General features: G+C 66.5%; 23 protein-coding genes. 14 read left to right on the top strand and 9 right to left on the bottom strand.

Annotation, left to right across the window (positions count from 1 at the left end):
* Positions 1–17 precede the first annotated feature (17 nt).
* Together IB236_RS06535 and IB236_RS06530 are read right to left on the bottom strand one after the other, a co-directional pair.
* Positions 18–446, bottom strand: coding sequence for a hemerythrin domain-containing protein (locus IB236_RS06535; protein ID WP_192419525.1), 429 nt, complete (start codon positions 444–446; stop codon positions 18–20).
* A 77-nt stretch (positions 447–523) separates the two neighbouring features.
* Entirely contained in the window at positions 524–2,809 is a 2,286-nt protein-coding gene (locus IB236_RS06530) for a nitric-oxide reductase large subunit (RefSeq protein WP_192419523.1), read from the bottom strand.
* 238 nt (positions 2,810–3,047) lie between these two features.
* Here IB236_RS06530 and norR point away from each other — a divergent pair, with 238 nt between their 5' ends.
* The 5 genes from norR to IB236_RS06505 all read left to right on the top strand — a co-directional run bounded on the left by norR (position 3,048) and on the right by IB236_RS06505 (position 9,144).
* Entirely contained in the window at positions 3,048–4,625 is a 1,578-nt protein-coding gene (norR, locus tag IB236_RS06525) for a nitric oxide reductase transcriptional regulator NorR (RefSeq protein ID WP_192419521.1), read from the top strand.
* A 121-nt stretch (positions 4,626–4,746) separates the two neighbouring features.
* Positions 4,747–5,946 carry a threonine ammonia-lyase gene (locus IB236_RS06520; protein WP_192419519.1) on the top strand — a complete coding sequence of 400 codons (1,200 nt, stop codon included), beginning with the start codon at positions 4,747–4,749 and terminating at the stop codon, positions 5,944–5,946.
* 74 nt (positions 5,947–6,020) lie between these two features.
* On the top strand, positions 6,021–6,167 hold the full coding sequence (locus tag IB236_RS06515; protein ID WP_165836532.1) for a hypothetical protein: 147 nt from the start codon (positions 6,021–6,023) through the stop codon (positions 6,165–6,167).
* A gap of 92 nt (positions 6,168–6,259) precedes the next feature.
* A complete protein-coding gene (gene queC, locus IB236_RS06510; protein WP_116748539.1) occupies positions 6,260–6,967 on the top strand; it encodes a 7-cyano-7-deazaguanine synthase QueC in 708 nt (235 codons plus the stop codon).
* Positions 6,968–7,272: 305 nt separating this feature from the next.
* A complete protein-coding gene (locus IB236_RS06505) occupies positions 7,273–9,144 on the top strand; it encodes a phosphoenolpyruvate carboxykinase (GTP) (protein ID WP_192419512.1) in 1,872 nt (623 codons plus the stop codon).
* Positions 9,145–9,330: 186 nt separating this feature from the next.
* On the opposite strand, the gene IB236_RS06500 is transcribed toward IB236_RS06505, so the two are convergent.
* Complete coding sequence (locus tag IB236_RS06500; protein WP_056057089.1) at positions 9,331–9,771, bottom strand: hypothetical protein; 441 nt, start codon at positions 9,769–9,771, stop codon at positions 9,331–9,333.
* 137 nt (positions 9,772–9,908) lie between these two features.
* Here IB236_RS06500 and IB236_RS06495 point away from each other — a divergent pair, with 137 nt between their 5' ends.
* The 5 genes from IB236_RS06495 to IB236_RS06475 all read left to right on the top strand — a co-directional run bounded on the left by IB236_RS06495 (position 9,909) and on the right by IB236_RS06475 (position 13,921).
* Positions 9,909–10,886, top strand: a complete 978-nt coding sequence (locus tag IB236_RS06495; RefSeq protein ID WP_056742341.1) for a LysR family transcriptional regulator — start codon at positions 9,909–9,911, stop codon at positions 10,884–10,886.
* A gap of 12 nt (positions 10,887–10,898) precedes the next feature.
* A complete protein-coding gene (locus tag IB236_RS06490; protein WP_056742343.1) occupies positions 10,899–11,744 on the top strand; it encodes a metallophosphoesterase in 846 nt (281 codons plus the stop codon).
* 113 nt (positions 11,745–11,857) lie between these two features.
* Positions 11,858–12,280 carry a universal stress protein gene (locus IB236_RS06485; RefSeq protein WP_015011999.1) on the top strand — a complete coding sequence of 141 codons (423 nt, stop codon included), beginning with the start codon at positions 11,858–11,860 and terminating at the stop codon, positions 12,278–12,280.
* Positions 12,281–12,471: 191 nt separating this feature from the next.
* Positions 12,472–12,927 (top strand): fasciclin domain-containing protein, encoded by a 456-nt coding sequence (locus IB236_RS06480; RefSeq protein WP_056057084.1) that lies wholly within the window; start codon positions 12,472–12,474, stop codon positions 12,925–12,927.
* 55 nt (positions 12,928–12,982) lie between these two features.
* Positions 12,983–13,921 (top strand): fasciclin domain-containing protein, encoded by a 939-nt coding sequence (locus IB236_RS06475; RefSeq protein ID WP_056742346.1) that lies wholly within the window; start codon positions 12,983–12,985, stop codon positions 13,919–13,921.
* 101 nt (positions 13,922–14,022) lie between these two features.
* On the opposite strand, the gene IB236_RS06470 is transcribed toward IB236_RS06475, so the two are convergent.
* Both IB236_RS06470 and IB236_RS06465 read right to left on the bottom strand, forming a co-directional pair.
* Positions 14,023–14,646: a TetR/AcrR family transcriptional regulator gene (locus IB236_RS06470; RefSeq protein WP_082564834.1), complete on the bottom strand. Its 624-nt coding sequence runs from the start codon at positions 14,644–14,646 to the stop codon at positions 14,023–14,025.
* 116 nt (positions 14,647–14,762) lie between these two features.
* Positions 14,763–15,674 (bottom strand): LysR family transcriptional regulator ArgP, encoded by a 912-nt coding sequence (locus IB236_RS06465; protein ID WP_056057711.1) that lies wholly within the window; start codon positions 15,672–15,674, stop codon positions 14,763–14,765.
* 176 nt (positions 15,675–15,850) lie between these two features.
* On the opposite strand from IB236_RS06465, the gene IB236_RS06460 reads away from it, so the two are divergent.
* A complete protein-coding gene (locus IB236_RS06460; RefSeq protein WP_192419510.1) occupies positions 15,851–17,188 on the top strand; it encodes a D-amino acid dehydrogenase in 1,338 nt (445 codons plus the stop codon).
* Between the two features lie 48 nt (positions 17,189–17,236).
* On the top strand, positions 17,237–17,812 hold the full coding sequence (locus tag IB236_RS06455; RefSeq protein WP_192419508.1) for an NAD(P)H-dependent oxidoreductase: 576 nt from the start codon (positions 17,237–17,239) through the stop codon (positions 17,810–17,812).
* A 45-nt stretch (positions 17,813–17,857) separates the two neighbouring features.
* On the opposite strand, the gene IB236_RS06450 is transcribed toward IB236_RS06455, so the two are convergent.
* On the bottom strand, positions 17,858–18,616 hold the full coding sequence (locus tag IB236_RS06450; protein WP_192419506.1) for a YdcF family protein: 759 nt from the start codon (positions 18,614–18,616) through the stop codon (positions 17,858–17,860).
* A gap of 61 nt (positions 18,617–18,677) precedes the next feature.
* A complete protein-coding gene (locus IB236_RS06445) occupies positions 18,678–19,469 on the bottom strand; it encodes an alpha/beta fold hydrolase (protein WP_192419504.1) in 792 nt (263 codons plus the stop codon).
* 104 nt (positions 19,470–19,573) lie between these two features.
* On the opposite strand from IB236_RS06445, the gene IB236_RS06440 reads away from it, so the two are divergent.
* The gene (locus tag IB236_RS06440; RefSeq protein WP_015011990.1) at positions 19,574–20,095 is read left to right on the top strand and encodes a flavin reductase family protein; all 522 of its coding nucleotides are present in this window, start codon (positions 19,574–19,576) and stop codon (positions 20,093–20,095) included.
* Positions 20,092–20,682, top strand: a complete 591-nt coding sequence (locus IB236_RS06435) for an MOSC domain-containing protein (RefSeq protein ID WP_192419502.1) — start codon at positions 20,092–20,094, stop codon at positions 20,680–20,682. Before IB236_RS06440 ends, IB236_RS06435 begins: the two co-directional genes overlap by 4 nt.
* A 40-nt stretch (positions 20,683–20,722) precedes the next feature.
* Here the strand turns inward: IB236_RS06435 and yccS are convergent, their stop codons facing one another.
* Together yccS and minE are read right to left on the bottom strand one after the other, a co-directional pair.
* The gene (gene yccS, locus IB236_RS06430; RefSeq protein WP_192419501.1) at positions 20,723–22,921 is read right to left on the bottom strand and encodes a YccS family putative transporter; all 2,199 of its coding nucleotides are present in this window, start codon (positions 22,919–22,921) and stop codon (positions 20,723–20,725) included.
* Between the two features lie 170 nt (positions 22,922–23,091).
* The gene (gene minE, locus IB236_RS06425) at positions 23,092–23,358 is read right to left on the bottom strand and encodes a cell division topological specificity factor MinE (protein WP_015011987.1); all 267 of its coding nucleotides are present in this window, start codon (positions 23,356–23,358) and stop codon (positions 23,092–23,094) included.
* Position 23,359 lies beyond the last annotated feature (1 nt).

The raw sequence follows: 23,359 nt of genomic DNA, 5'->3' as shown, positions 1-23,359 counted from the left end.
TGCGCGCTCGTTGGCGCTCAATGGCAGGCGGCGGTTTCTTCCTCCTCGATGCGGGGATAGAAGTCATGGTCTTCGCGCTGCATGCGCTCGAACACCCGGCGCAGCACCACGTTGGCCTCATTGCGGAAGTCCTGCGCATCGCGGCGCACGTTCTCGGCCGTGTTCCAGCGGCGCGCGAAGGCGTCATAGGCGCTGGCAATCGAGGCCATCTCGCTCTGGTACTGGCGGCCCAGGCGCGCCAGTTCGGGGTTGCCACCGCGCTGCAGTGCGGGGTAGAGCACCTGGTCTTCCACGGCCAGGTGCAGCTTGATGGTGCCGCTCATGGCCACGATGCCCTGCGCGATGGCGCGGGCATTGCCTTCCACGCCCGCCTGGGCCAGGGCGCGCAAGGTGGCGATGCTGCGCAGGATGTCGGTGTGCTGGTGCTTGAATTTTTCGAGGTTCATGCTCACTCCTTGTGGGATGAATGAAGGGCCTGCGCTGCCGCCGAGGGGGATGGCGCGCGGCGCAGGTCGGTGGCGTATCAGCGGCGGGTCTCCGCGAGGTAGGCGCCAGCGTTGGCAACAGGGGCCCGCGAGCCAAACACGCCGCTCACCACCTGCCAGGCCATGGCCAGCGCGCCGACAATGAAGACCACGTCGCCGAAGGTGCGCACCCAGCGCAGCGTCTGGATGAAAGGCTGCTGCATGAAGGCCTCACCCCGGGCGTACCACAGGCCTTCGCTCACGCTGGCGTGGAACTGGAACAAGCCGATGGGCAGCAGGCTGGTGGCGATCATCAGCACCAGGCCGGCATTGAGCCACCAGAAGCCCGTCGTCATGAGCCGCTCACTGAACACCAACTGCGGCCGGATGTAGCGCAGCACCAGCAGCGTGAAGCCCAGCGCCAGGAAGCCATACACCCCGAACAGCGCGGCGTGGGCATGCACCGGCGTGGTGTTCAGGCCCTGCACGTAGTACAGCGAGATGGGCGGGTTGATCATGAAGCCGAAGACACCCGCGCCCAGCATGTTCCAGAAGGCCACGGCCACGAAACACATCAGCGGCCAGCGCAGGCGGGCCATCCAGGGCGTGCGGTGCTGCAGGCGCCAGTGTTCCCAGGCCTCGTGGCCGAGCACGACCAGCGGCACCACTTCGAGCGCGCTGAAGGCTGCGCCCACGGCCATCACCGGGGTGGTAGTGCCTGCAAAGTACAGGTGGTGGAAGGTGCCGGGCACACCACCCAGCATGAACAGCGAGGCAGAGGCCAGGCTGGCAGTGGTGGCCATGCGCACCGACACGAGCCCCAGCGTCGAGAAGATGAAGGCGAGCGCCGTGGTGGCGAAGACTTCGAAGAAGCCCTCCACCCACAGGTGCACCACCCACCAGCGCCAGTACTCCATCACTGACAGGTGGGTGCGTTCGCCGTAGAAGAAACCCGCGCCGTAGAACAGGCCGATGGCTACCACCGACGCCGTCAGCAGCGCCAGCAGGTTCTTGTCGCCGCCGGGGGTGCGCAGCGCCGGCACGATGCCGCGCAGCATGAGCACCAGCCAGAAGGCGATACCGGTGAACTTGCCGATCTGCCACAGGCGGCCCAGGTCCACGTATTCATAGCCCTGGTGGCCCAGCCAGAAGTTCCACTCGGGCGGCATGATCTGCGCGATGGCCAGGTAGTTGCCGACAAACGAGCCCACGACCACCACGACCAGCGCCCAGAACAGGATGTCCACGCCCAGCTTCTGCCAGGCCGGGTCCTTGCCACCGTTGATCAGCGGCGCGAGGAACAGCCCCGCCGCCAGGAAGCCCGTGGCGATCCAGAACAGCGCGCTCTGGATGTGCCAGGTGCGCACCAGCGAATAGGGGAACCACTGCGACACGTTGATGCCGTAGAACTGCTGGCCTTCCACCGTGTAGTGGGCCGTGAAGCCGCCCAGCAGCACCTGGAAGCTGAACAGCGCAACGATGAGGAACAAATACTTGCCCAGCCCGCGCTGCGACGGTGTGAGCGGCACACGCGAGAGCGGGTCGTGCTGGGGTGGCGTGGGTTCCACCTCGTCGTGCTTGCGCAGGAAGGACCAGCCCCACACGAGGAAGCCCACGCCCGCCATCATCACGACCACGCTCATCACCGACCAGACCATGTTCTCGGCCGTGGGCTTGTTGCCTATGAGTGGCTCGTGCGGCCAGTTGTTGGTGTACGTGGCCGTGGTGCCGGGACGCTCGGTGGCGGCGGCCCAGGCCGTCCAGAAGAAGAAACCCGTCATCTGCGCGCGCCGCTCGGCGCTGGGCAGGGTGTTCTCCTTCATGGCGAAGTGCTCGCGGGTCTTGTGCAGCGCAGGCACGTCGCTGAAAAGCTGGTCGTAGTACAGCGCGGTCATCGCGATCGCGTCGGCCCGCACCGAGGACACCGTGGCCACGCCCGTCTCGGGGCTGTAGGTGTTGGTGCGGTACTCGGTCTTCATGCGGTCGCGCAGCACGGCCTGGGCGGCGGCGTCGAGCTCGGCAAAGGGCTTGCCGTGCGCACGCTCGGCGGCGACGTCAAGCCAGTTGAGCAGTTCGCGGTGCAGCCAGTCGGCCGTCCAGTCGGGGGCTTGGTAGGCGCCGTGGCCCCAGATGGAACCCAGCTGCATGCCGCCCACCGACTGCCAGGCGGTCTGTCCGTCGAGGATGCTGTCGTGGGTGTAGAGAACTTCGCCTCCGGCGGTGGCGATCTTGTCGGGGATGGGCGGCGCGGTGCGGTAGACCTCGGCGCCGTAGTAGCCCAGCAGGCTGAAGGTGACGATGAGCACGCCGATCAGCGTGAACCAGAGCTTGCGGTAGTTACCCATGGCGGGCCTCCTGCTTCAACAGAACAACAACGAAGGGGCGGCGCCAGCGTGCGCTGGCGGCATGGGGTCGGGGTCTTGTGGTCATGGCTTTTCTGAACGAGTGAATCGGTGTCACTGCCCACATCGCAAGCGCCGGGCCAGGGCTGCAGGCCCAGCAAATCAACCACTTACACCGGTCATGGTTTTTTTGACCCTTCTCAAATGGGGTTTAATTCACCCATTGAAGGTAAATATCACCATGGACCATAGCCCCCTGCTGGCCGACCTGGCCACCGACCTGCCCCAGGCTGTGCGCCTGCAGCGGCTGGTGGACCACCTGCGCACCCGCTTTCACTGCGGCGCCGTGGCCCTGCTGCAGCTGGAAGAAGACCACCTGCGCCCCGTGGCCGTGGAAGGCCTGGTGCGCGAGGCGCTGGGCCGGCGCTTTGTGGTCAGCCAGCACCCCCGGCTCGCGGCCATCCTGGCGCGGCGCGAGGTGACCTGCTTTGACCACGACAGCACCCTGCCCGACCCCTACGACGGACTGCTCGACACCCTGGTGGGCGAGCCCCTGCCCGTGCACGACTGCATGGGCGTGAGCCTGTGGGTGGACGGCCAGCCCTGGGGCGTGCTGACGCTCGACGCACTGCAGACCGGCACCTTCGGCGAGGCCGCACGCGCCGCGCTGTCCGACTGCAAGGTGCTGATGGAGGCGGCCGTGCGCATCTCGCGGCTGGAGCGCGAGGTGCAGGCGCTGCGCAGCGCCCCCCACACCCGCAGCGCCGACGACGAGCGCACCACCCGCGCGGGCGATGGCGACATGGAGATCGTCGGCCAGAGCGAGCCCCTGCTGCGCCTGCTGCACGAGCTGGAGGTGGTGGCGGGCTCGGACCTGCCCGTGTTGCTGCTGGGTGAAACCGGCGTGGGCAAGGAGCTGTTCGCGCGCCTGCTGCACCGCCAGTCCACGCGCCGCACCAAGCCCCTGGTGCACGTGAACTGCGCGGCGCTGCCCGAATCGCTGGCCGAGAGCGAGCTCTTCGGCCACGTGCGCGGCGCGTTCTCCGGCGCGGTGGCCGACCGGCCCGGACGCTTCGAGGCGGCCGAGGGCGGCACGCTGTTCCTCGACGAGGTGGGCGAGTTGCCGCTCGCCGTGCAGGCGAAGCTGCTGCGCACGCTGCAGAACGGCGAGATCCAGCGCCTGGGCGCCGACCGACCGCGCCGGGTGGACGTGCGCGTGATCGCCGCCACCAACCGCAACCTGCGCGACCAGGTGCGCGACGGCGCGTTTCGCGCCGACCTGTACCACCGGCTGTCGGTGTACCCGGTGCCCATCCCGCCGCTGCGCGAACGGGGCAACGACGTGCTGCTGATCGCGGGCCGTTTTCTGGAACTCAACCGCGCGCGCCTGGGCCTGCGCAGCCTGCGGCTGTCCACCTCGGCACAGGCGGCACTGCGCCGCTACCCCTGGCCCGGCAACATCCGCGAGCTGGAGCATGTGATCAGCCGCGCCGCCCTCAAGGCCCTGAGCCGGGGCGTGAACCGGGCCGACATCGTGACGCTGGAGCCCGCGCTGCTCGACCTGGACGCCGACGCGGCCAGCGCGGCCCATGCCCCGCTGAACACCAGCGCCTCCACCCCGGCGGCAGAGCTGCCCGCGACCGCCACCACCCCAAACACCGCCGACAGCCCGCTGCGCGATGCCGTGGATGCCTGCCAACGGCACGCCATCACGCAGGCCCTGGCGCGCCACCAGGGCAACTGGGCCCAGGCCGCGCGTGCGCTGGAGGTGGACGCGAGCAACCTGCACAAACTGGCGCGCAGGCTGGGCCTCAAATAGAGAATCAAAATTGATAGCAACCAGCGCATGAATTTCTAGCGCTTGCGGCACTTTTCATCCAATTTCTTGCCCGGCACCCGCCACGGTGCTCCACCGGCCCGCGTTGCGCCACAATCGGCCCATGCTGACCCTCCAAGACATCCGCGACGCCGCCACCCGCCTGCAAGGCCAGGTGCTGGACACCCCCTGTGTGGAATCCAAGACGCTCTCGCAGATCGTGGGCGCGCAGGTCTTCCTCAAGTTCGAGAACCTGCAGTTCACCGCGTCCTTCAAGGAGCGCGGCGCCTGCAACCGGCTCACGCTGCTGCCGGACGAGGAGCGTGCGCGGGGTGTGGTGGCCATGAGCGCCGGCAACCATGCCCAGGGCGTGGCCTACCACGCGCAGCGCCTGGGCCTGCGCGCAGTCATCGTGATGCCGCGCTTCACGCCCGGCGTGAAGGTGGAGCGCACGCGCGGGTTTGGTGCCGAGGTGGTGTTGCATGGCGACACGCTGGAAGAAGCCCGCGCACACGCCTACGCGCTGGCCGATGCGCAAGGCCTGACGTTTGTCCACCCCTACGACGACGAGGGAGTGGCTGCGGGCCAGGGCACGCTGGGCCTGGAGATGCTGCAGGCCGTGCCCGACCTGGACACCCTGGTGATTGCCGTGGGCGGCGGCGGGCTGATCTCGGGTGTGGCGACGGCGGCCAAGGCGATCAAGCCCGGCATCGAGGTCATTGGCGTGCAGACCATGCGCTTCCCGGCCATGGTCAACGCGGTCAAGGGCACGCACCACCCGCAGGGCACATCAACCATCGCCGAGGGCATTGCCGTGGGCACGCCGGGCAAGATCACGCAGGAGATCGTCAAGCGCCTGGTAGACGACCTGGTGCTGGTGGACGAGGGCGACATCGAGCAGGCGGTGCTGATGCTGCTGGAGATCGAAAAGACCCTGGTCGAAGGCGCAGGCGCCGCCGGCCTGGCGGCGCTGGTGCGCTACCCCGAACGCTTCCAGGGCAAGCGCGTGGGCCTGGTGCTGTGTGGCGGCAACATCGACCCGCTGCTGCTGGCGGCCATCATCGAGCGCGGCATGGTGCGCTCGGGGCGCTTGGCACGCATCAAGGTCAGCGCACGCGATGTGCCCGGCGTGCTGGCGCGCATCACCGCCACCGTGGCCGACGCGGGCGCCAATATCGAGGAAGTGCACCACCAGCGCGCCTTCACCATGCTGGCCGCGCAGAACGTGGAGATTGAACTGGTGCTGCAAACCCGGGGCAAGCCCCATGTGGATGAGGTGCTGGGACAGCTCCGCACGGCGGGCATGCAGGCCGACCTGATCTGAGACCACAGGGTTTTGCGCCCCACGCAGGTTCTCGCGGCTAGAATTGCGCAAGTTTTAAGCATCTGGAGCCCACCATGTCTGACCACAACACCTCGCACGCCCCCGCAACACCATCGAACGACCCTGTGGAAAACGTCGTTCACGTGGTCCCCGTGGTGCTGCCGGTGGTGGGCGGCATCATGATGTTCCTGCTGGCGTTCATCGCCGTGATGATGGCCTGACCGCTCCGGCAGGCATAACCCACAGCCCCGCAGTGCGGGGCTTTTTTTCGTCCAGCCCCCACTCTCATCCTCGTTTGACCTGGAGAACCCCCATGAGACCCGGACACGCACTCGTCCTCTTTTCCGGAGGCCAAGACTCCACCACCTGCCTGGCCTGGGCCCTGGAGAACTTTGCCCATGTCGAAACCATCGGCTTTGACTATGGCCAACGCCACCATATCGAACTGCAGGCGCGGCAGACCGTGCTGTCATCGCTGCGCGCACAGTTTCCACAGTGGAACGCCCGGCTGGGCGATGACCACATGCTGGACCTGGCGGTCCTGGGCCACATCAGCGACACGGCGCTGACGAGCGACACCGAGATCCAGATGACCGCCGCCGGCCTGCCCAACACTTTTGTGCCCGGGCGCAACCTGCTGTTCTTCCAGCTGGCGGCCGCCGTGGGCTACCGGCGTGGCCTGCACACCCTGGTGGGCGGCATGTGCGAGACCGACTTTTCGGGCTACCCCGACTGCCGTGACGACACGCTCAAGGCGCTGCAGGTGGCCGTGTCGCTGGGCATGGGACAGCGTTTCACCTTCGATACCCCGCTGATGTGGCTGGACAAGGCCGAGACCTGGGAACTGGCCCGGGCCCTCGGTGGGCAGGCACTGGTCGATCTGATTGTGAACGACTCGCACACCTGCTACCACGGCGTGCGCGACACGCTGCATGCGTGGGGCTACGGCTGCGGCACCTGCCCGGCCTGCGCGCTGCGCAAAAGCGGCTATGAGCGCTGGAGCGGTGCCACGACCGCCTAGCCTCAAAGTCCACGAAGATGGGGGCAAGAACCATGCATAAACCTATGTTATTTTTGCATGGTTTTGACCCCTGTCTGACAGACAAACCGGCGGCAGATTCATAAAATTGACATCCCAGCCGACCCGCGGAATCCGTGGAACTAGCCTCCACCCGTGGGGCTGACACACGCTCCCGCCCGCCGACTGAGCACGAAAGCCGTTTTTTCAAAGGCAGCGCTCAGCACCGCAACTGCGCCAGGCCTCGCCGTGACCCGCCCGGTCCGCTTCCTTTGAAAAAACGTTTTTTCAACTTAGGAAGCTCCCCGATGAACGCACCCACGATGCAGGGCCTGAATCTCAACGCCCCCGCTTACGTCAAAAACGCCCGGCTGCTCGCCTGGGTGGCCGACATGGTCGCCCTGTGCAAACCAGACATCATCTACTGGTGCGATGGCTCCAAGGAAGAGTACGACCGCCTGTGCCAGCAGCTGGTCGATGCCGGCACCTTCAAGAAGCTGAACCCCGCCAAGCGCCCCGGCAGCTTCCTGGCCTGGTCCGATCCATCGGACGTGGCCCGTGTGGAAGACCGCACTTACATTTGCTCGGCCGCCAAGGAAGACGCCGGCCCCACCAACAACTGGATGGCTCCCGCTGAAATGCGCGCCACGCTGCAGCCACTGTTTGACGGCTGCATGAAGGGCCGCACCATGTACGTGGTGCCGTTCAGCATGGGCCCACTGGGCAGCCACATCGCCCACATCGGCGTGGAGCTGACCGACAGCGCCTACGTGGCCGTGAACCAGCGCCTGATGACCCGCATGGGCAAGGCCGTGTACGACGTGCTGGGTGTGGAAGGCGAGTTCGTGCCTTGCATGCACACCGTGGGCGCGCCCCTGGCCGAAGGCGAGAAGGACACGACCAGCTGGCCTTGCAACCCCAAGGTCAAGTACATCGTGCACTACCCCGAAACGCGCGAGATCTGGTCCTATGGCTCGGGCTACGGCGGCAACGCGCTGCTGGGCAAGAAGTGCCTGGCCCTGCGCATCGCATCCACCATGGGCCGCGACCAGGGCTGGCTGGCCGAGCACATGCTCATCCTGGGTGTGACCAACCCCACCGGCAAGAAGTACCACGTGGCAGCGGCCTTCCCCAGCGCCTGCGGCAAGACCAACTTCTCGATGCTGGTGCCTCCCGAGGCGGGCTTTGCCGGCTGGAAGGTCACCACCATCGGTGATGACATCGCCTGGATCAAGCCCCATGCCGATGGCAAGATGTACGCCATCAACCCCGAGGCTGGCTACTTCGGCGTGGCTCCCGGCACCAACATGCACACCAACCCCAACTGCATGCGCAGCCTGGACAAGGACGTGATCTTCACCAACGTGGCCCTGACGGACGACGGCGACGTGTGGTGGGAAGGCATGGAAAAGGACACGGGCAAGCTGCCCGACCACCTGATCGACTGGCAAGGCAAGGACTGGACGCCCCAGATCGCCAAGGAAACCGGCGCCAAGGCCGCCCACCCCAACTCGCGCTTCACGGTGGCTGCCACCAACAACCCCGCACTGGACGCCCAGTGGGATGACGCCAATGGCGTGGCCATCGATGCCTTCATCTTCGGCGGCCGTCGCTCGACCACGGTGCCTCTGGTGACCGAAGCCCGTAGCTGGACCGAAGGTGTGTACATGGCTGCAACCATGGGCTCCGAGACCACTGCCGCCGCGTTTGGCGCCCAGGGCGTGGTGCGCCGCGACCCGTTCGCCATGCTGCCGTTCTGCGGCTACAACATGAGCGACTACTTCCAGCACTGGCTCAACATGGAAGGCAAGATTGCCGCCACCGGCAAGGCGCTGCCCAAGGTGTTCTGCGTGAACTGGTTCCGCAAGGACGAGGCTGGCAAGTTCGTCTGGCCCGGTTATGGCGACAACATGCGCGTGCTCAAGTGGATGATTGACCGCATCGAAGGCCAGGCCCAAGGCCAGGAAACCATGTTCGGCGTGGCCCCGCAGTACGCAGAGATCAACTGGACGGGCCTGGACTTCAGCGCCCAGAAGTTTGACGCCGTGACCAGCATCGACAAGGCGGCCTGGGCCGAAGAGTTCAAGCTGCACGATGCGCACTTCGAACAGCTGGCTTACCACCTGCCAAAGGCGCTGCTCGATACCAAGGCGCAACTGCAAAAGCGTTTGGCAGCCTGACGCTGCGACGTTCAGTCAAGGAAGCTGACCATTCAAAGCCGTCCCGCCCTTGCGGGGCGGCTTTTTTTTCGTGCGGACACTGCAAGAACAGACTGCACGCGGGGCGCAACGGGGCATAAAAAAAGCCGTGGCGTTGGCCACGGCTTTGAATGGGAGTCTCTGCGCAGCGTGCGCCGCGCAAATGCTTCAGTAGTACTTGCGGATGCTGTTCACCGTGGGAATGCCCATGGCATGGTTCAGTTCAGCCATGATCCGTGGGTCCTTCAGGGCGACTTGCCAGGTGCGCTGATCTTCAGCAGCGCGGCGGCGGCTTTCAGCCCATGCCAGCGCAGTGCCGCGCAGCGCAACACCGGCGCGGCGGGCGGGGCTGGTCAGGAGCGCCAGGGCCGCAAAGGCCACGAGCCACAGCACCATCCAGGCAGCCAGCAGGTGGCCTTCGGTCCAGGTGTCGATGACTTGGTTGGCCACCACCAGCAGCGCGGAGACCACGGCGGCCAACAGCAGGGAGGCTGCGCCACGCGCGCCGTCAAAATGGGCGGCAGCGCTCTTCAGAGCGGCGGCTGCGTTTTCGGCGCGGACAACGCCGGGGTGTTCGGTGGGGTACTCAACGTGTGCAAAGGCGGTCATTTCGGTTTCCCTTTTCTAACGCTTGTGGCGAGATTGCCGGGCGATGGGGTGATATTAGGGTTTACCCTTTGCATGTTCAAGTTTATATTTTGAATCATTGATATTCATATCAGTGATGAATATGCTCTCGGGTGACCATGATTCCCTTGAACTTCCGCTCCCTGGACCTGAACCTGCTGCGCGTCTTTGACGAGGTGATGGCAGAGCGCAGCCTCACCCGGGCTGCGCACAAGCTGTCTATCACCCAGCCGGCCGTCAGCAATGCCATGCGGCGCCTGCGCGATGTGGTGGGCGATGAACTGGTGGTGCGCAGCGGCCAGGGGGTGGAGCCCACACCACGTGCGCTGGCCCTGTGGCCGCCCGTGCGCGAGGCGCTGGCCCATTTGCAGGAGTCCCTGGCGCCGGGGCACTTTGACCCGGCAACGGCGGAGTCCACCTTTGTGCTGGCGATGGCCGATGCCACGGCGGCGACGCTGGTGCCGGCCCTGGTGGAGATCATCGAGCGCGAAGCCCCCGGCATCTCCATCCGCGTGCTGCCGCTGACCACGCGCGACCCCCGGCGTCTGCTCGAAGAAGAGGCGGCCGACATGGCTGTGGGTTACTTTCCAGCGGCACTGGCCGACCTCACCGCGCGGGCGCAATCAGGCGGCGTGGTCGCCTTTGAAAGCCGCCGGCTGTACGACGGCGAATACGTGTGCGTGATGCGCCAGGGCCACCCTCTGGCCGACGCGCCCCTGACACTGGACACCTACTGCGCTGCGCGGCACATGCTGGTGAGTTTTTCGGGCCGGCCCTTTGGTTTCATCGACGAAGCCCTGGCGTCGCTGGGCCGCGAGCGCAAGGTGGTGATCACGGTCAACCAATTCTTCACGGCCGGTCGGGTGGTGTCGGGCTCGGACCTGCTGACCGTGCTGCCGCGCCACTTTGTGCCAGTGACCGGCATCGCCGACGCCTTGGTGCAACGGGCTTTGCCGCTGGACGTGCCCGCCGTGCACGTGGATGCCCTGTGGCGCCGGCGCGGCCCCCAGCAGGCTGCAATGACCTGGCTGCTGCAGGCGCTTGCACGGTCAGCACGGCGCACCTTTCCGGGGCAGGACCTGCACGGCACGCCTTAGACTGCACGGCTGATGAATATCCAGCTTTTGTCCGACCTCCATCTGGAGGCACACCCCCACTTTGTGCCCGAGCCCGCCCTTGGCGCGGATGTGCTGGTGCTGGCGGGGGACGTGGGCTCCTACCAGCAGGGCTCTCAACTGGACGACGACGACTTCGGCCTGGCCCGGTTTTCGCCATTGTCCCAATATGCAGGTTGGCCGACCCCCGTGCTGTTTGTGCCCGGCAACCATGAGTACGACGCCCAGGACTTCGATGCCGCGCACCTGCGGCTGCGCCGGACCTGCGACCGCCTGGGCATTGCGTGGCTCGAACGTGAAACCCTGGTGCTGCAAGGCGTGCGCTTTGTCGGCACGACGCTCTGGAGCGATTTCGACGCGCTGGCCGACCATGAGGGCACCACCGACCTCACGCGCCGGCTCAAGCTGCGCGACAAGGCCTTTCGCGCGGCCAACTTCTACCTGCGCAAGACCGGCGGCACGCGCCACGCGGAGCCGTTTCTGGCCGAACCCATGCGCGATCAGGCGCTGGTCTGCCAGCAGTGGCTGCGCGATGCGCTGCAGCAGCCATTTGACGGTGCCACCGTGGTTGTCACCCACTTTGCGCCCAGCCTGCGCAGCGCCGACCCCCGCTACGGCCTGGTGCCTGGCACGGCGGGGTTTTGCAACGCGCTGGACGACCTGCTGATGTACACCCCGCTGTGGCTGCACGGCCACCTGCATGCGCCCAGCGACTACACCGCCCAGGGCACGCACAGCGATGGCTCCGCCTGGCAGTGCCGGGTGGTGGCCAACCCGCTGGGTTATGCGCGCAAGGGCGAGCAGATAGCGTTTCAGCCGCGCTGCATGGTCACCGTATGATCGGTGCGCGGTTCGTACGAATCCGCCACGCGCCGAACAGAACAACATGACCCAGGTCAAGACAACAGGCACCCGCGCAGAGTAGTCTGCTTCATCCTTTTTCGGAGAACACCATGAACATCCTGCTTGCTGTCGATGGCAGCGCCTACACCAAGAAAATGCTGGCCTACTTGGCCACCCACGAAGAACTGCTGGGCGGCACCCACACCTACACCGTGCTGACGGTGCAGGCCCCGCTGCCTCCCCGTGCACGCGCCGCGCTGGGCAAGGAAGTGGTCGACAACTACCACGCTGAAGAAGCCGAAAAAATCCTCGCCCCGGTGTGCAAGTTCCTGGGCCGCCACGGGGTGGATGCCAAGCGCAGCGTCAAGGTCGGCGCGGTGGGCGAGACCATTGCCAAGGTGGCAGACACCGGCAAGTTCGACCTGCTGGTCATGGGCTCGCACGGCCATGGCGCCATCGCCACGCTGGTGATGGGTTCGGTGACCACCCAGGTGCTGGCCCACAGCAAGGTGCCGCTGCTGATCGTTCGCTGAACGCACAGGTCCACAGCGCGCAACGGCGCAACGCCCACCCCAAAGCCCTGCCGTGCAGGGCTTTTTTTCATCTCGTTACGACTGAATGGTTATTGAATAACCAATTAGTTTACTTTCGTACCAAATGGTTATACATTCGCGCCACGCCCATCTTGGCGTGTCATTTCCATCGAAACCGAGAGGAACGACCCATGAAGAAGACCCTGATTGCACTCGCTTTGACCGCTGGCGCCACCTTCAGCGCCATGGCGCAAGACATCGTCGATACCGCCGTGAAGGCGGGCAACTTCAAGACCCTGGTAGCCGCCGTGCAGGCCGCCGGTCTGGTGGACACCCTCAAGGGCCCCGGCCCGTTCACAGTGTTTGCCCCCACCGACGAAGCGTTCGCCAAGATCCCCAAGGCCACGCTGGACGGCCTGCTGGCTGACAAGGCCGCACTGACCAAGGTGCTGACCTACCACGTGGTGCCCGGCAAGGTCATGGCCAAGGATGTGAAGGCGGGCAAGGTCAAGACCGTGCAAGGCCAGGAACTCACCGTCACCACCAACATGGGCGTGATGGTGGACCAGTCCAAGGTCATCGCCGCCGACGTGGCCGCCAGCAACGGCGTGATCCATGCGATCGACACGGTGCTGATGCCCAAGTAAGCCACTGGCACCACCGCTCTTTTCACCCACCATCCATTCACGAGGAGAAGCCGCCATGAACACCGTATTCAATCGCCGCACCGTCCTGATGGCCGCCGCCCTGGGCGCCAGCACCACCCTGTTGCAGGCCTGCGGGGGCAGCGACGACGAACCCCAGCGCAACATCGTCGAACTGGCGCAAAACACCCCCGAGCTGAGCATCCTGGTCGAAGCCGTGGTCGCAGCCGGCCTGGCGCCCACGCTGAGCACAGGCACGCTCACCGTGTTCGCGCCCACCAACGCGGCGTTTGCGGCGCTGCTGACCGAACTGGGCGTGACCAAGGAAGCGCTGCTGGCCAACAAGCCCCTGCTGACCGCCGTGCTGACCTACCACGTGCTGGGCAGCAAGGTGATGCGGGCTGATGTGCCTCTGGGCAAGGCGATCACGCCGGTGTCGGGCGGCTTCTTCAAGATCGAGTCGAACAACGGCCTGAAGATCACCGACGGCCGCAACCGCGTGAGCACCATCACCAGCACCGACATCCAGGCCAGCAACGGCGTGGTGCATCTGGTGGACAAGGTGCTGCTGCCTGCCGACAAGGACATCGTGGCCACGGCCTCGGCCCTGCCTGACTTCAGCATCCTCGTCGAGGCCGTGGTGGCCGCCGGGCTGGTGAGCACATTGCAAGGCGCTGGCCCCTTCACCGTGTTTGCCCCCACCAACGCGGCGTTTGCGGCGCTGCTGACCGAGCTGGGCGTGACCAAGGACGCGCTGCTGGCCAGCAAGACCCTGCTGACCCAGGTGCTGACCTACCACGTGGTGCCCGCGCGCGTGCTCAAGGCCGAAGTGCCTGTGAACACCGCCATCACCACCGTCCAGGGCCAGACCTTCACCATCAACTCCAGCTTGGTGATCACCGACCAGAACATGCGCACCAGCAGCATTGTGGCCACCGACGTGTTCACCAGCAATGGAGTGATCCACGTGGTGGACAAGGTGATCCTGCCGAAGTGACAGGGCCCCAGGTGCTGCGCGGCCCCACCGGCGCAGCACCCACACAGCAAAAAGCCCGGCGTGCCGGGCTTTTTGCTGTGTGGCCTATGAAGCCGCCCGGCTCAACGCGCCGCCAGGCCGTCAAAACAGGTGCGCACCACCAGGTCCACGATTTCGGCGTCCGAGTACTGCCCGCCTTCCTTGAGGAAGCTCACCACCGGGTCGCACGCACGCGCATACAGGGTGTACAGCACCACCAGCGGTGGCAGCGTGGGGCTGATCACCCCCTGGGCCTGGGCCTCGGTGATCCATTCACCGATCTGGTCGCTCACGGCCACCAGTCCGTTCAGGTAGTCCTTGTTGGCCATGAGCACCGCACGCAGCGTGGAGTTGCGGCTGGGCAGCAGGGGCATCTCGTTGGTCAGCAGGCGCTCCAGCGACCAGCGCACCAGCGCATGCAGCTTTTCCAGCGGGGGCATGTCGGCCGGCAACCCTGCCAGATAAGCCTGTACGCGCCCCAGGATCTGCACCATGGCGGCGCTGCACAGCTCTTCCTTGCTGCAGAAATGCTTGTACAGGCTGGCCTTGGCGATACCGACGGCGTTGGCCACGTCGTCCATGGTCATGGCGTCGAAGGCTTTTTCACCCAGCAGGCGGCAGGCGGACTGGAGGATGGCATCCTCGCGGGCCTGATGCATCTGCTCCTTGAAAGAGACTTTGGGTTGCGGCGTTTGCATGGCGTCCATTTTATACATTGCAGTAAAAAAATAAATGACTAAGTTGCAATGCAACTACGTCGTTCACGTTTTTGACAGCACAAACCGTGCCTTGCGCCCCGCATGTGGCGAACAGCAAGGCCGTGTCAGGACACCAGCGCTTGGGCAGCGGCGCCCGTCAGCGCTGCCGACAATGCATCCAGCAGCTCGGACTCCAGGTTCCAGCAATGCCAATAGAGCTGGATCGGCAGTGAGCGGCCTGGGGCCAGGTCCACCATGCTGCCGTCGGCCAGCGCCTGCCGCGCCATCAGCTCGGGCATCACCCCCACGGCCCAGCCAGCGGCCACCGCACGCATCTGCGCCTCAGAGCCCGGCACAAACAGGTGGTTGAGCGCCACGCGCTTGAGCCCGAACGCACGGGCCACAAACTCGGCCGCCATGTCGTCCTTGCGGTTGAACGACAGAAACGACACGTCGCGGAAGTTGTGGGGCGTCAGCCCCTGCGGCAGGTACTGCTGCGCGTAACTGGCCGACGCCACCGCGACATAGGGCATGGCCCCGAGCGGCACCATCTTGCAACCGCGCAGCGCCTGCTTGAGCGTGGTCACACAGCCCAGCACCTGGCCCGAGCGCAGCCATTCCTGCGTGAAATCCTGGTCGTCCACGATGATTTCGAGCGGCAGGCGCTGGCGCACCAGATCGTGCAGCGCACCCATGGCCCAGGTGGCGATGCTGTCGGCGTTGATGGCGATCGAGATGCGCTCGTCTTCGCGAGAGCCCCCCGGCGCGCTGGGCGCCAGCTCCTGCAGGTCGCGCTCCAGGTCGGCGCGCAACAGGCGCATTTGCTTGGTGTGCTTGAGCAGCAGCTGCCCGGCCGACGTGGGCCGCAGCGGGCGGCTGCGCACGATGAGCACCGAGCCCACCTGCGCCTCCAGCGCGCGCAGGCGCTGCGAGACGGCCGACTGCGTGACGTTCAGGCGCTGCGCGGCGCGCTCGAAGCCGCCCTCTTCAACGATGGCGGCAAGGCATTCCAGGGCGGCGGGATCGTAGGTGCTCATGGTCTCGGGCTCGAACAAAAGAGGGTTGTCTCCGCAGCGCTATTCATTAGGTGCGCTGATGTTTTTGGAGTAAGTTTAATTTTGCTTTTAGTTGAATGCAATGTCGCGCACACTGCGCCCCATCGTGTCCCGCACTGAGGCGTGTGGCACGCAAAGGCTCACAAGGCATTCCGCATATGAAAACCATTGTTCTCGGCGCCGGCATCATCGGCATCAGCACGGCGTGGCACCTGCTGGAACGCGGTCACGAAGTCATCGTGATCGACCGCCAGCCCGATGCCGCGCTCGAAACCAGCTTTGCCAATGCGGCACAGATCTCGGTGAGCTACTGCGAGCCCTGGGCCAACCGCGAGGCGCCGCTCAAGGCGCTCAAGTGGATGTTCGACAAAGAAGCGCCGCTGCTGTTTCGCCCGCAGATGGACTGGCAGCAATGGCGCTGGGGCCTGCAGTTCCTGGCACAGTGCAACGACGCGGCGTTCGAGCGCAATGTGCAGCAGATTGTGGCGCTGGGCGCCTACAGCCATGCGGCGCTGAAGGACCTGGTGAAAACCACGGGCATCGAATACAACCGGCTCGAACGCGGCATTGCCCACTTCTACACCGACCAGAAATCCTTCGACGCCGCAGGCCATGCGGTCGAACTGATGCGCAAGCACGGCGTACAGCGCCGCCTGGTGAGCCGCGACGAGCTGCTGCAGATCGAACCGGCCTTCAAGGCCTATGGCGACAAGATCACCGGCGGCACCTACACCAGCACTGACGAGAGCGGCGATGCACGGGTCTTCACCCAGGAACTGGCCCGCCGCTGCGCAGCGCGCGGCGTGCAGCTCCTGTACGGCCACGATGTGCTGCGGCTGAACAAGATTGGCAATGCTATTGATTCAGTAGCAGTCATGCCAAATTCCACTAGCGCAAGCGGCAAAAAAGACTTCATATTGAAGGCGGACGCCATCGTGGTGGCCTGCGGCTCGTACAGCGCACCGCTGCTGCGCAGCGTGGGCGTGGACCTGCCGATCTACCCTGGCAAGGGCTACAGCGCGACCTTCCCGCTGCTCAAGCCCGAGGGCGCCCCCATGGTCTCCACCATCGACGACGGCAAGAAGATCGCCATGAGCCGCCTGGGCAACCACCTGCGCGTGGCGGGCACCATCGAGCTCAACGGCTGGGACCTGACACTCGACAGCTCCCTGGCCCGCGCGCGCTGCCACATGCTCTCGCGCCGCATCGAGGCCATCCTGCCCGGCGTGTGCGACACCCGCACGCCCGAGGAAGGCGGCAACCCGCAGTACTGGACCGGCCTGCGCCCCGCCACGCCCACCAACATCCCGTTCATCGGCCGCACCCGCGTGGGCAAGCTCTGGGTCAACGCGGGCCACGGCACGCTGGGCTGGACGCACGGTGCGGGCTCGGGCAAGGCCCTGGCCGAGCTGATCAGCGGCGAGCAGCCTGCGATGAACTTTGGTTTTCTGGGTGCCGAAGCCGTGCGCGCGCCGCGCGCTGTGGTCCCGGCCTGAGGGACGGCGCCCACCCTGCGCCTGCAGACACGGGCCGGTGCCGCTACGATGCCGGCCATGTCTGCACCCCATTACCTCTTCCTCACCACCTCCACCCGCGAACCCGGCCACCTCGGCAACACCGAATGGCTGGCGCGGCAGGCCGCCGCCGCCCTGCCTGCGGGCACCGAGCAAACCTGGCACCACCTGGCGCGCATGCAGTTGCCGCCCTTTGTGGACCAGCGCCACACCACCGGCACCTACGCACCGCCTGAGGGCGACTTGAAAACCCTGCTGGACGCCACGCTGGCCGCCAGCCACATCGTGTGGGTGGCGCCGGTGTACTGGTACAGCATCCCCTCGCCGCTCAAGACCTACCTTGACCACTGGAGCGCCTGGATGCGCGTGCCGGGCCTGGACTTCAAGGACGCCATGGGCCGCAAGACGCTGTCGCTCATCACCACCAGCGGCGACCGCACCAAGGCCCAGCCCATGATCGATTCGGTGGCGCTGTGTGCGCAGTTCCTGTTCATGACCTGGGGCGGCGCCCTGTGGGGCAAGGGCGGCCCTCCGGGCGCCGTGCAGGCCGATGCGCAGGCGGTGGAAGCCGCCAGCCGCTTCCTGGTCACACCCGCTGCAGGCTGATCTCAGAGCCTGTGGACGATCTCGCAGGGGATCGTCAACGAGCTCTCAGCGGTCCAGCGAAGCACGCTGGGCCACTATGCCCAGCCACTCGTGCAGCGCCAGGCTGCTGTCGGACAGGGCCGAGGCGCGGGGCAGCACGCGATAGAGCTTGCGTGACTGCCCCCCTTTGAAGCCCATGGGCGCAGGCAGCACCTGCAGCCCGGCGTGTTCAAAGTCCTTCGCCGCCCGAACCATGTGCCAGCCGTGGGTGACGAGCGCAATGCGCTCGATGCCCGAGGCCTTGAGCAGGACAGCCGATTTTTCGGCGTTGTTGCGGGTGTCGAGGGACTCCACTTCGGTCCAGCGCACGCGGCCCTTGAACTCCCGCTCCACCACGTCCTTCATCACCAGGGCCTCGGCCCGTGTGCTGCCCGTCGAGCCCCCCGTGGCCAGTATGGGCAAACCCGTTTGCTGCTGCAGGTAGGCGGCATAGCGCACCCGCTCGCGTGCGCCCCGGCTGAGCACGTCCACCCCGTATTCGGGCGCCACGGTGTCGGCGCCGCCGCCCAGCACCACGATGGCCTGCACCTTCGCCTCGGGCAACTGGCGCGGCGTGACGGCGGGGTAACGCTCGAGGCTGCTTACCAGCGCGTCCGACACCGGCGGCCAGGACAACACCAGCACCGACAACAGCGACAGCACCACCAGCGTGTTGCCAGTGCGGCGGTGGTAGCGCGCCAGCCACAGACCAAACAGCGCCAGCACGATGCTGGACACCGGCGGCAACAGCAGCGCAGACAGAATTTTCTTGAGGGCAAACAACATGGAGAAAGAAGGCAGCGTTCATGCCCGGGCGCGGCGGCCGGGCGAGCCAAGATCAAATGGGTCAGTGCAGCGTGCGCCGGTGGGCCAGAAAATCGAGCAGCGCAGCGTCAAACCCCTCGGGGTCTTCCAGCTGGGGCCAATGCCCCACATGCGGCAGCAGCACCGTCTGCGCATCGGGCAACACCTGGGCCAGCGCCTGCAAGGCTGCGGGGGGTGTGCACCGGTCCTGATCACCGCCCACCAGCAGCACCGGCATGGCCAAGTGCGCCAGCGCGGCGACACCCCGGTCAAACGTGGGCAGGGCCTCCAGGGCGCGGCGGTAAGCGCCCGGGAACACCTGGCCCAGCGCATGGCCCGCCAGCCGCACACCTTCAGGCAAGGCGCCGGTGCCGATGCACTGCGGCACCAGGGTCTGGGCCAGTTGTTCCATGCTGCCACCCGCATCCAGGGCCTTGAGGGCCTGCTCGCGCGGTGCCACCCAGTCTTGCACGGCCTGGGCATCCAGCGCCGGGCCGCCTGCGCACAGCACCATGCGGCGCACCTTGGACGCATCGCGCACGGCGGCCTCCAGCGCTACCATGGCGCCCATGCCGTGGCCGACCAGGGTGACGGGACCGCAGCGCAGCCCGTCGATCAGCGCCAGGCAGCTTTGTGCCAGCGCCTTGAAGGTGTAGGGCTCCACGGGCGCACTGCGGCCATAACCGGGCATGTCCCAGGCCACAGCCCGATAGCCAGCGGTGGCCAGGGTCTCCACCTGGGGCGCAAAGGTGAGGTGGTCGCCGTCGGCATCGTGCAGCATGAGCACGGTGGGGCCGGAGCCGAGGGTGGTGAAGGTAGGGAGCAGTGCAGCCATGCGGTGAAAAGCAGAAGTAAACCCCGCAACAGCGCAGCGGAGGGTGGCGCCTGATAATAGGTCCTGTTGCTTGCCCCCACGCCGCCACCGCTGGCGCCGCTTTTGTGAACCCATCGCTCCCCCGCCCCGCCCTCGCCCTGCCGCCGAGCTTTTCGACCCGCGAATTCCGCAATGCGCTGGGCATGTTCGCCACGGGTGTGACCATCGTGACCGCCCGCAATGCCGCGGGTGAACTGGTGGGGCTCACGGCCAGCTCGTTCAATTCGGTGTCGCTGGAGCCCCCGCTGGTGCTGTGGAGCCTGTCGCATGGCGCCAGCACCATGCCGGCGTTTGCCAACGGCTCACACTACGCCATCCATGTGCTGGCAGCGGACCAGAAAGACCTGGCCGAACGGTTCGCCACCCGCGGCATCGACCGCTGGGCCGGCCTGGAGCACCGCCCCGGTATCAGCGGCGCGCCGCTGCTGGCCGGTGCCGCCGCCACGTTCGAGTGCTTCAACCGCAGCCAGTACAAGGAGGGTGACCACACCATCTTCGTGGGCGAGGTGGAGCGCTGCGAGCACCGCGAGGGCGCGTCGCCCCTGCTGTACCACGGCGGCAAGTTCTACACCGAGCACCCGCTGTGACGGCGCCCGTCATCGTCGTACGCCACGTGAACGTCGGCTCCGCCCGCCGCCTGAAGGTGGGCGAGCGGTCGGTGCTCACCGCCATCGGCAAAACATCCGTCACCGACCCCGTGTCTGTGGGCCCACTGGGGCTGGCGGGCGACGAGCAGGCCGACCTGAGCGTGCACGGCGGTCTGGCCAAGGCGGTGTATGCCTACCCCGCTGCGCACTATGCGTTCTGGCAGGCCCAACGCCGCGAGCGGGGCGTGAGCCTGTTCGACGAGGCGCTGCCACCAGGCTTCATGGGCGAGAACCTCACCATTGACGGACCGCTGGAGCATGAGGTGTTTGTGGGCGACGAGTGGCATTTCCCGGACTGCGTGCTGCGCGTGACGGCCCCCCGCGAGCCCTGCTTCAAGTTCAATGCCGTGATGGGTTATGCCCAGGCCGGCCGCGCCATGGCGCTGGCGGGCTGCTGCGGCTACTACCTGGCGGTGGACCGGCCTGGCACCATCGCCGCCGGGCAGACCGCCACGCTGGTCGCGGGGCAACGCGGGCTGAGCATTGCCCAGGCATTTGCGGGCAAGTTCGCCAAGCACGCACGCTGACCCGGCTGCGGCAGCATTCGCGCGCCGCACTCCACCCAGGTTATTCCGTGATCACCAGCTGGCGCGCCTGCGCCTGCAGCTGTGGGAACACCTTGCCCACCAGCTGCAGCTGCGCCGCCATGAGGCTGTGCGCGCTGGGCGCTGCCGGTACCGTGCCCCACTCGCGCAGCACCTGGGCCACTGCCGGGGCGCTGTGGGACTTGCGCACCCGGCCTGACTGCTGCGCGCGCTCCAGCTCCAGCGCCAGTTGCTGCAGGGACGCCAGCAGGCTTTGCGCCAGTTCGCGCGTGGCCTCGTCCATGGGCTGGGCCGCCGCACCACCGCGCTGGGCCCCCAGGGCCGACAGGTAGTTGAGCTGGGTGTGCGACAGGCACAGAAAATGCCCCACCACCTCGGCGTTGCCACGTACATGCAAGGGCTCCTTGAGCATGGCGCTGTACGAGTTGGACAGTGCGGCATCCGCATTGTGGGCATTGCGCCGGGCCAGGCGGTAGGCCAGGTGGTCGCACTTGCCACCCTGGTACTGCGCCAGAATCTCCCGCAGGTACAACGCCTGGGTCTGCAGCACCTGGGCGGCCAGCCGGGGCCAGTGGCGCGACTGCCACGACGGCAGCACCAGCCATGAAGCGACGGCGGCGATCACGCAGCCGACCACGGTATCGAGCAGGCGCGCGGAGATCACGCCGCTGGCCGCGCCCATCTGGTGAAAGCTGAGCAGCAACAAGGTGGTGACAGCCGCAGTAGCCAGGGTATACCGGGTGTGCCGCGCCCCAAAAAATACCGCGCCCCCCAGCACCAGCAAGGCGGCCTGCACCAGCTCGCCCGGAAACAGCTGGATCACCGCCCACCCCAGCGCAAGCCCCATGGCGGTGCCCTTGGCGCGCTCCATCAGCCGCGTCTGCGTGGCCGCGTACTGCGGCTGGCTCACGAACACGATGGTCAGCAAGATCCAGTACCCGTGCGGATCGGCCGTGGCCTGCATCAGGGCAAAGCCCACCATGAGGGACAGGCTCAGCCGCAGGCTGTGGCGCAGCCAGGGAGACTGCAGCTGCCAATGCGATCGCAGGCGTGTCCAGGCATCGCGCAGGCTCCGGGGCTCGCGGTCAAACAGTGCGTGGTCCACCGCCACTTCGGCGTTGCCAGCTGGCAGCGCCAGCGCACCGGCAAACACCCCGGCCAGCGCGGTCAGGTTGTCGGCCAACGCATGCAGTGACCGCAACGCCCGGGACTGGGCGGGAAGGGACGCGGCACCGGCGGCCTGCGACTGGGACTCCAGGTGCGCCACGGCGGCCTGCATGTCCTCGATGGCACGGGCCGTCACGCCCCAGTGCTGGGGCACCGACTGCGCCTCGATGGCCACCGACAGCTTGAGCGCCTGTTCGCCCAGCAGCGTGAGCACGCGCTGGCAGCGGTACAGCACGTCGCTGTGAAAGAACGACTGGGCAAGCAGGTCGTAATGCTCGTGGGACGAACTCACGCGCTCGTGCACGTCCTGCGCAGCCAGGTACTGGTGCATGGCCGTTTGCAGCCACAGCGGGGGTGCGCCCGCACCCATGCGGCTGATCAGGCTCTCCTTGGTGGCGTTGAGGGCGTCCACCACGCGGCCGTTGTGCAGTGCCAGCGCCATGCGGCGGCGCTCCAGGTCCACATCCCGCACCGGCTCCAGCAACAGCGCCTTCAGGCGCAGGTATTCGCCCAGCATGGCGTAGAGCTTGGCCAGGCGGTAGCGCACCGGTGCACGCGGCAGCACGGCATGCCACAGCACCGACACCACGCCGTACCAGACCGCACCCGCCAGCATGCGGGGGATGGCGTCACCCGCACCCGCACGGCTGCTGTGGGCGGCCAGCCCCGCATAGATGAACAGGATGAGCGAACCAAAGGCAATGGCGCGGTAGCGCTCGCTCAGCGCCCCCAGCATGGTGATGCCGAAGGCCAGCAGCGCCATCACCCCCATCAGCACCCAGGGCCAGGACACCGCCGCCCAGACTGCCCCCGCCATAAGGCCAAAACACGCCAGCGCCAGGCACTGCGCCCGCAGGCGTCCGCGCCAGCTGTCGTCGGTTTCGGTGAGCGCGCTGGCGATCACGCCCAGCAGCACCGGCATCAGCTCGGCCTGCCAGTCGGCCCACCAGCCATAGGCCAGAACGGCGGCCAGGGCCACCAAGGCACGCGCGCCGCGCGTGACGCCTTCGTGGTTGCGTGCACGCTGCCAGCTGAGTTTCCAGGTTGTGTCCACAGGAGCCTTGTTGCCGAAAAATTAGGGATTACCCTAGTACATCTAGCAATTGTCAGGCCAAATCAGGTCACGCCGGCCCAAAAAGAAACCCTGCCGCGCAGGGTTGCGGGGCAGGGTCTGGGGCGATACCGGGGCACGATGGGAGTGCGTGGCCCGGTGGCAGTGGCTGCCTATCGCACGGTATCGGGCAGCTCGATCTTGACTTCCAGCACTTCCAGGTTGTCCTGGCGTTCCAGGTGCACCTTGAGGTCGTCGGGGTTGATCTTGACGTACTTGGAGATCACCGCCACCAGCTCGCGCTGCAGCGCGGGCAGGTAGTCGGGCTCGGACGCATTGCGGCCGTTGCGCTCGTGCGCCAGGATGATCTGCAGCCGCTCCTTGGCAACGCTGGCGGTTTTTTTCTTCTCGCCGAGCAGGAAGGACAGAAAAGAAGCCATG

Source organism: Acidovorax sp. ACV02 (assembly GCF_014851475.1).
GTDB lineage: Bacteria > Pseudomonadota > Gammaproteobacteria > Burkholderiales > Burkholderiaceae_C > Acidovorax > Acidovorax delafieldii.
This window is presented reverse-complemented; position numbering and strand designations above follow the sequence as displayed.

Bases quoted from the DNA above. Each gene is read 5' to 3' on its own strand.
- IB236_RS06535 (WP_192419525.1), bottom strand. From the start codon at position 446: ATGAACCTCGAAAAATTCAAGCACCAGCACACCGACATCCTGCGCAGC.
- IB236_RS06530 (WP_192419523.1), bottom strand. From the start codon at position 2,809: ATGGGTAACTACCGCAAGCTCTGGTTCACGCTGATCGGCGTGCTCATC.
- norR (WP_192419521.1), top strand. From the start codon at position 3,048: ATGGACCATAGCCCCCTGCTGGCCGACCTGGCCACCGACCTGCCCCAG.
- IB236_RS06520 (WP_192419519.1), top strand. From the start codon at position 4,747: ATGCTGACCCTCCAAGACATCCGCGACGCCGCCACCCGCCTGCAAGGC.
- IB236_RS06515 (WP_165836532.1), top strand. From the start codon at position 6,021: ATGTCTGACCACAACACCTCGCACGCCCCCGCAACACCATCGAACGAC.
- queC (WP_116748539.1), top strand. From the start codon at position 6,260: ATGAGACCCGGACACGCACTCGTCCTCTTTTCCGGAGGCCAAGACTCC.
- IB236_RS06505 (WP_192419512.1), top strand. From the start codon at position 7,273: ATGAACGCACCCACGATGCAGGGCCTGAATCTCAACGCCCCCGCTTAC.
- IB236_RS06500 (WP_056057089.1), bottom strand. From the start codon at position 9,771: ATGACCGCCTTTGCACACGTTGAGTACCCCACCGAACACCCCGGCGTT.
- IB236_RS06495 (WP_056742341.1), top strand. From the start codon at position 9,909: ATGATTCCCTTGAACTTCCGCTCCCTGGACCTGAACCTGCTGCGCGTC.
- IB236_RS06490 (WP_056742343.1), top strand. From the start codon at position 10,899: ATGAATATCCAGCTTTTGTCCGACCTCCATCTGGAGGCACACCCCCAC.
- IB236_RS06485 (WP_015011999.1), top strand. From the start codon at position 11,858: ATGAACATCCTGCTTGCTGTCGATGGCAGCGCCTACACCAAGAAAATG.
- IB236_RS06480 (WP_056057084.1), top strand. From the start codon at position 12,472: ATGAAGAAGACCCTGATTGCACTCGCTTTGACCGCTGGCGCCACCTTC.
- IB236_RS06475 (WP_056742346.1), top strand. From the start codon at position 12,983: ATGAACACCGTATTCAATCGCCGCACCGTCCTGATGGCCGCCGCCCTG.
- IB236_RS06470 (WP_082564834.1), bottom strand. From the start codon at position 14,646: ATGGACGCCATGCAAACGCCGCAACCCAAAGTCTCTTTCAAGGAGCAG.
- IB236_RS06465 (WP_056057711.1), bottom strand. From the start codon at position 15,674: ATGAGCACCTACGATCCCGCCGCCCTGGAATGCCTTGCCGCCATCGTT.
- IB236_RS06460 (WP_192419510.1), top strand. From the start codon at position 15,851: ATGAAAACCATTGTTCTCGGCGCCGGCATCATCGGCATCAGCACGGCG.
- IB236_RS06455 (WP_192419508.1), top strand. From the start codon at position 17,237: ATGCCGGCCATGTCTGCACCCCATTACCTCTTCCTCACCACCTCCACC.
- IB236_RS06450 (WP_192419506.1), bottom strand. From the start codon at position 18,616: ATGTTGTTTGCCCTCAAGAAAATTCTGTCTGCGCTGCTGTTGCCGCCG.
- IB236_RS06445 (WP_192419504.1), bottom strand. From the start codon at position 19,469: ATGGCTGCACTGCTCCCTACCTTCACCACCCTCGGCTCCGGCCCCACC.
- minE (WP_015011987.1), bottom strand. From the start codon at position 23,358: ATGGCTTCTTTTCTGTCCTTCCTGCTCGGCGAGAAGAAAAAAACCGCC.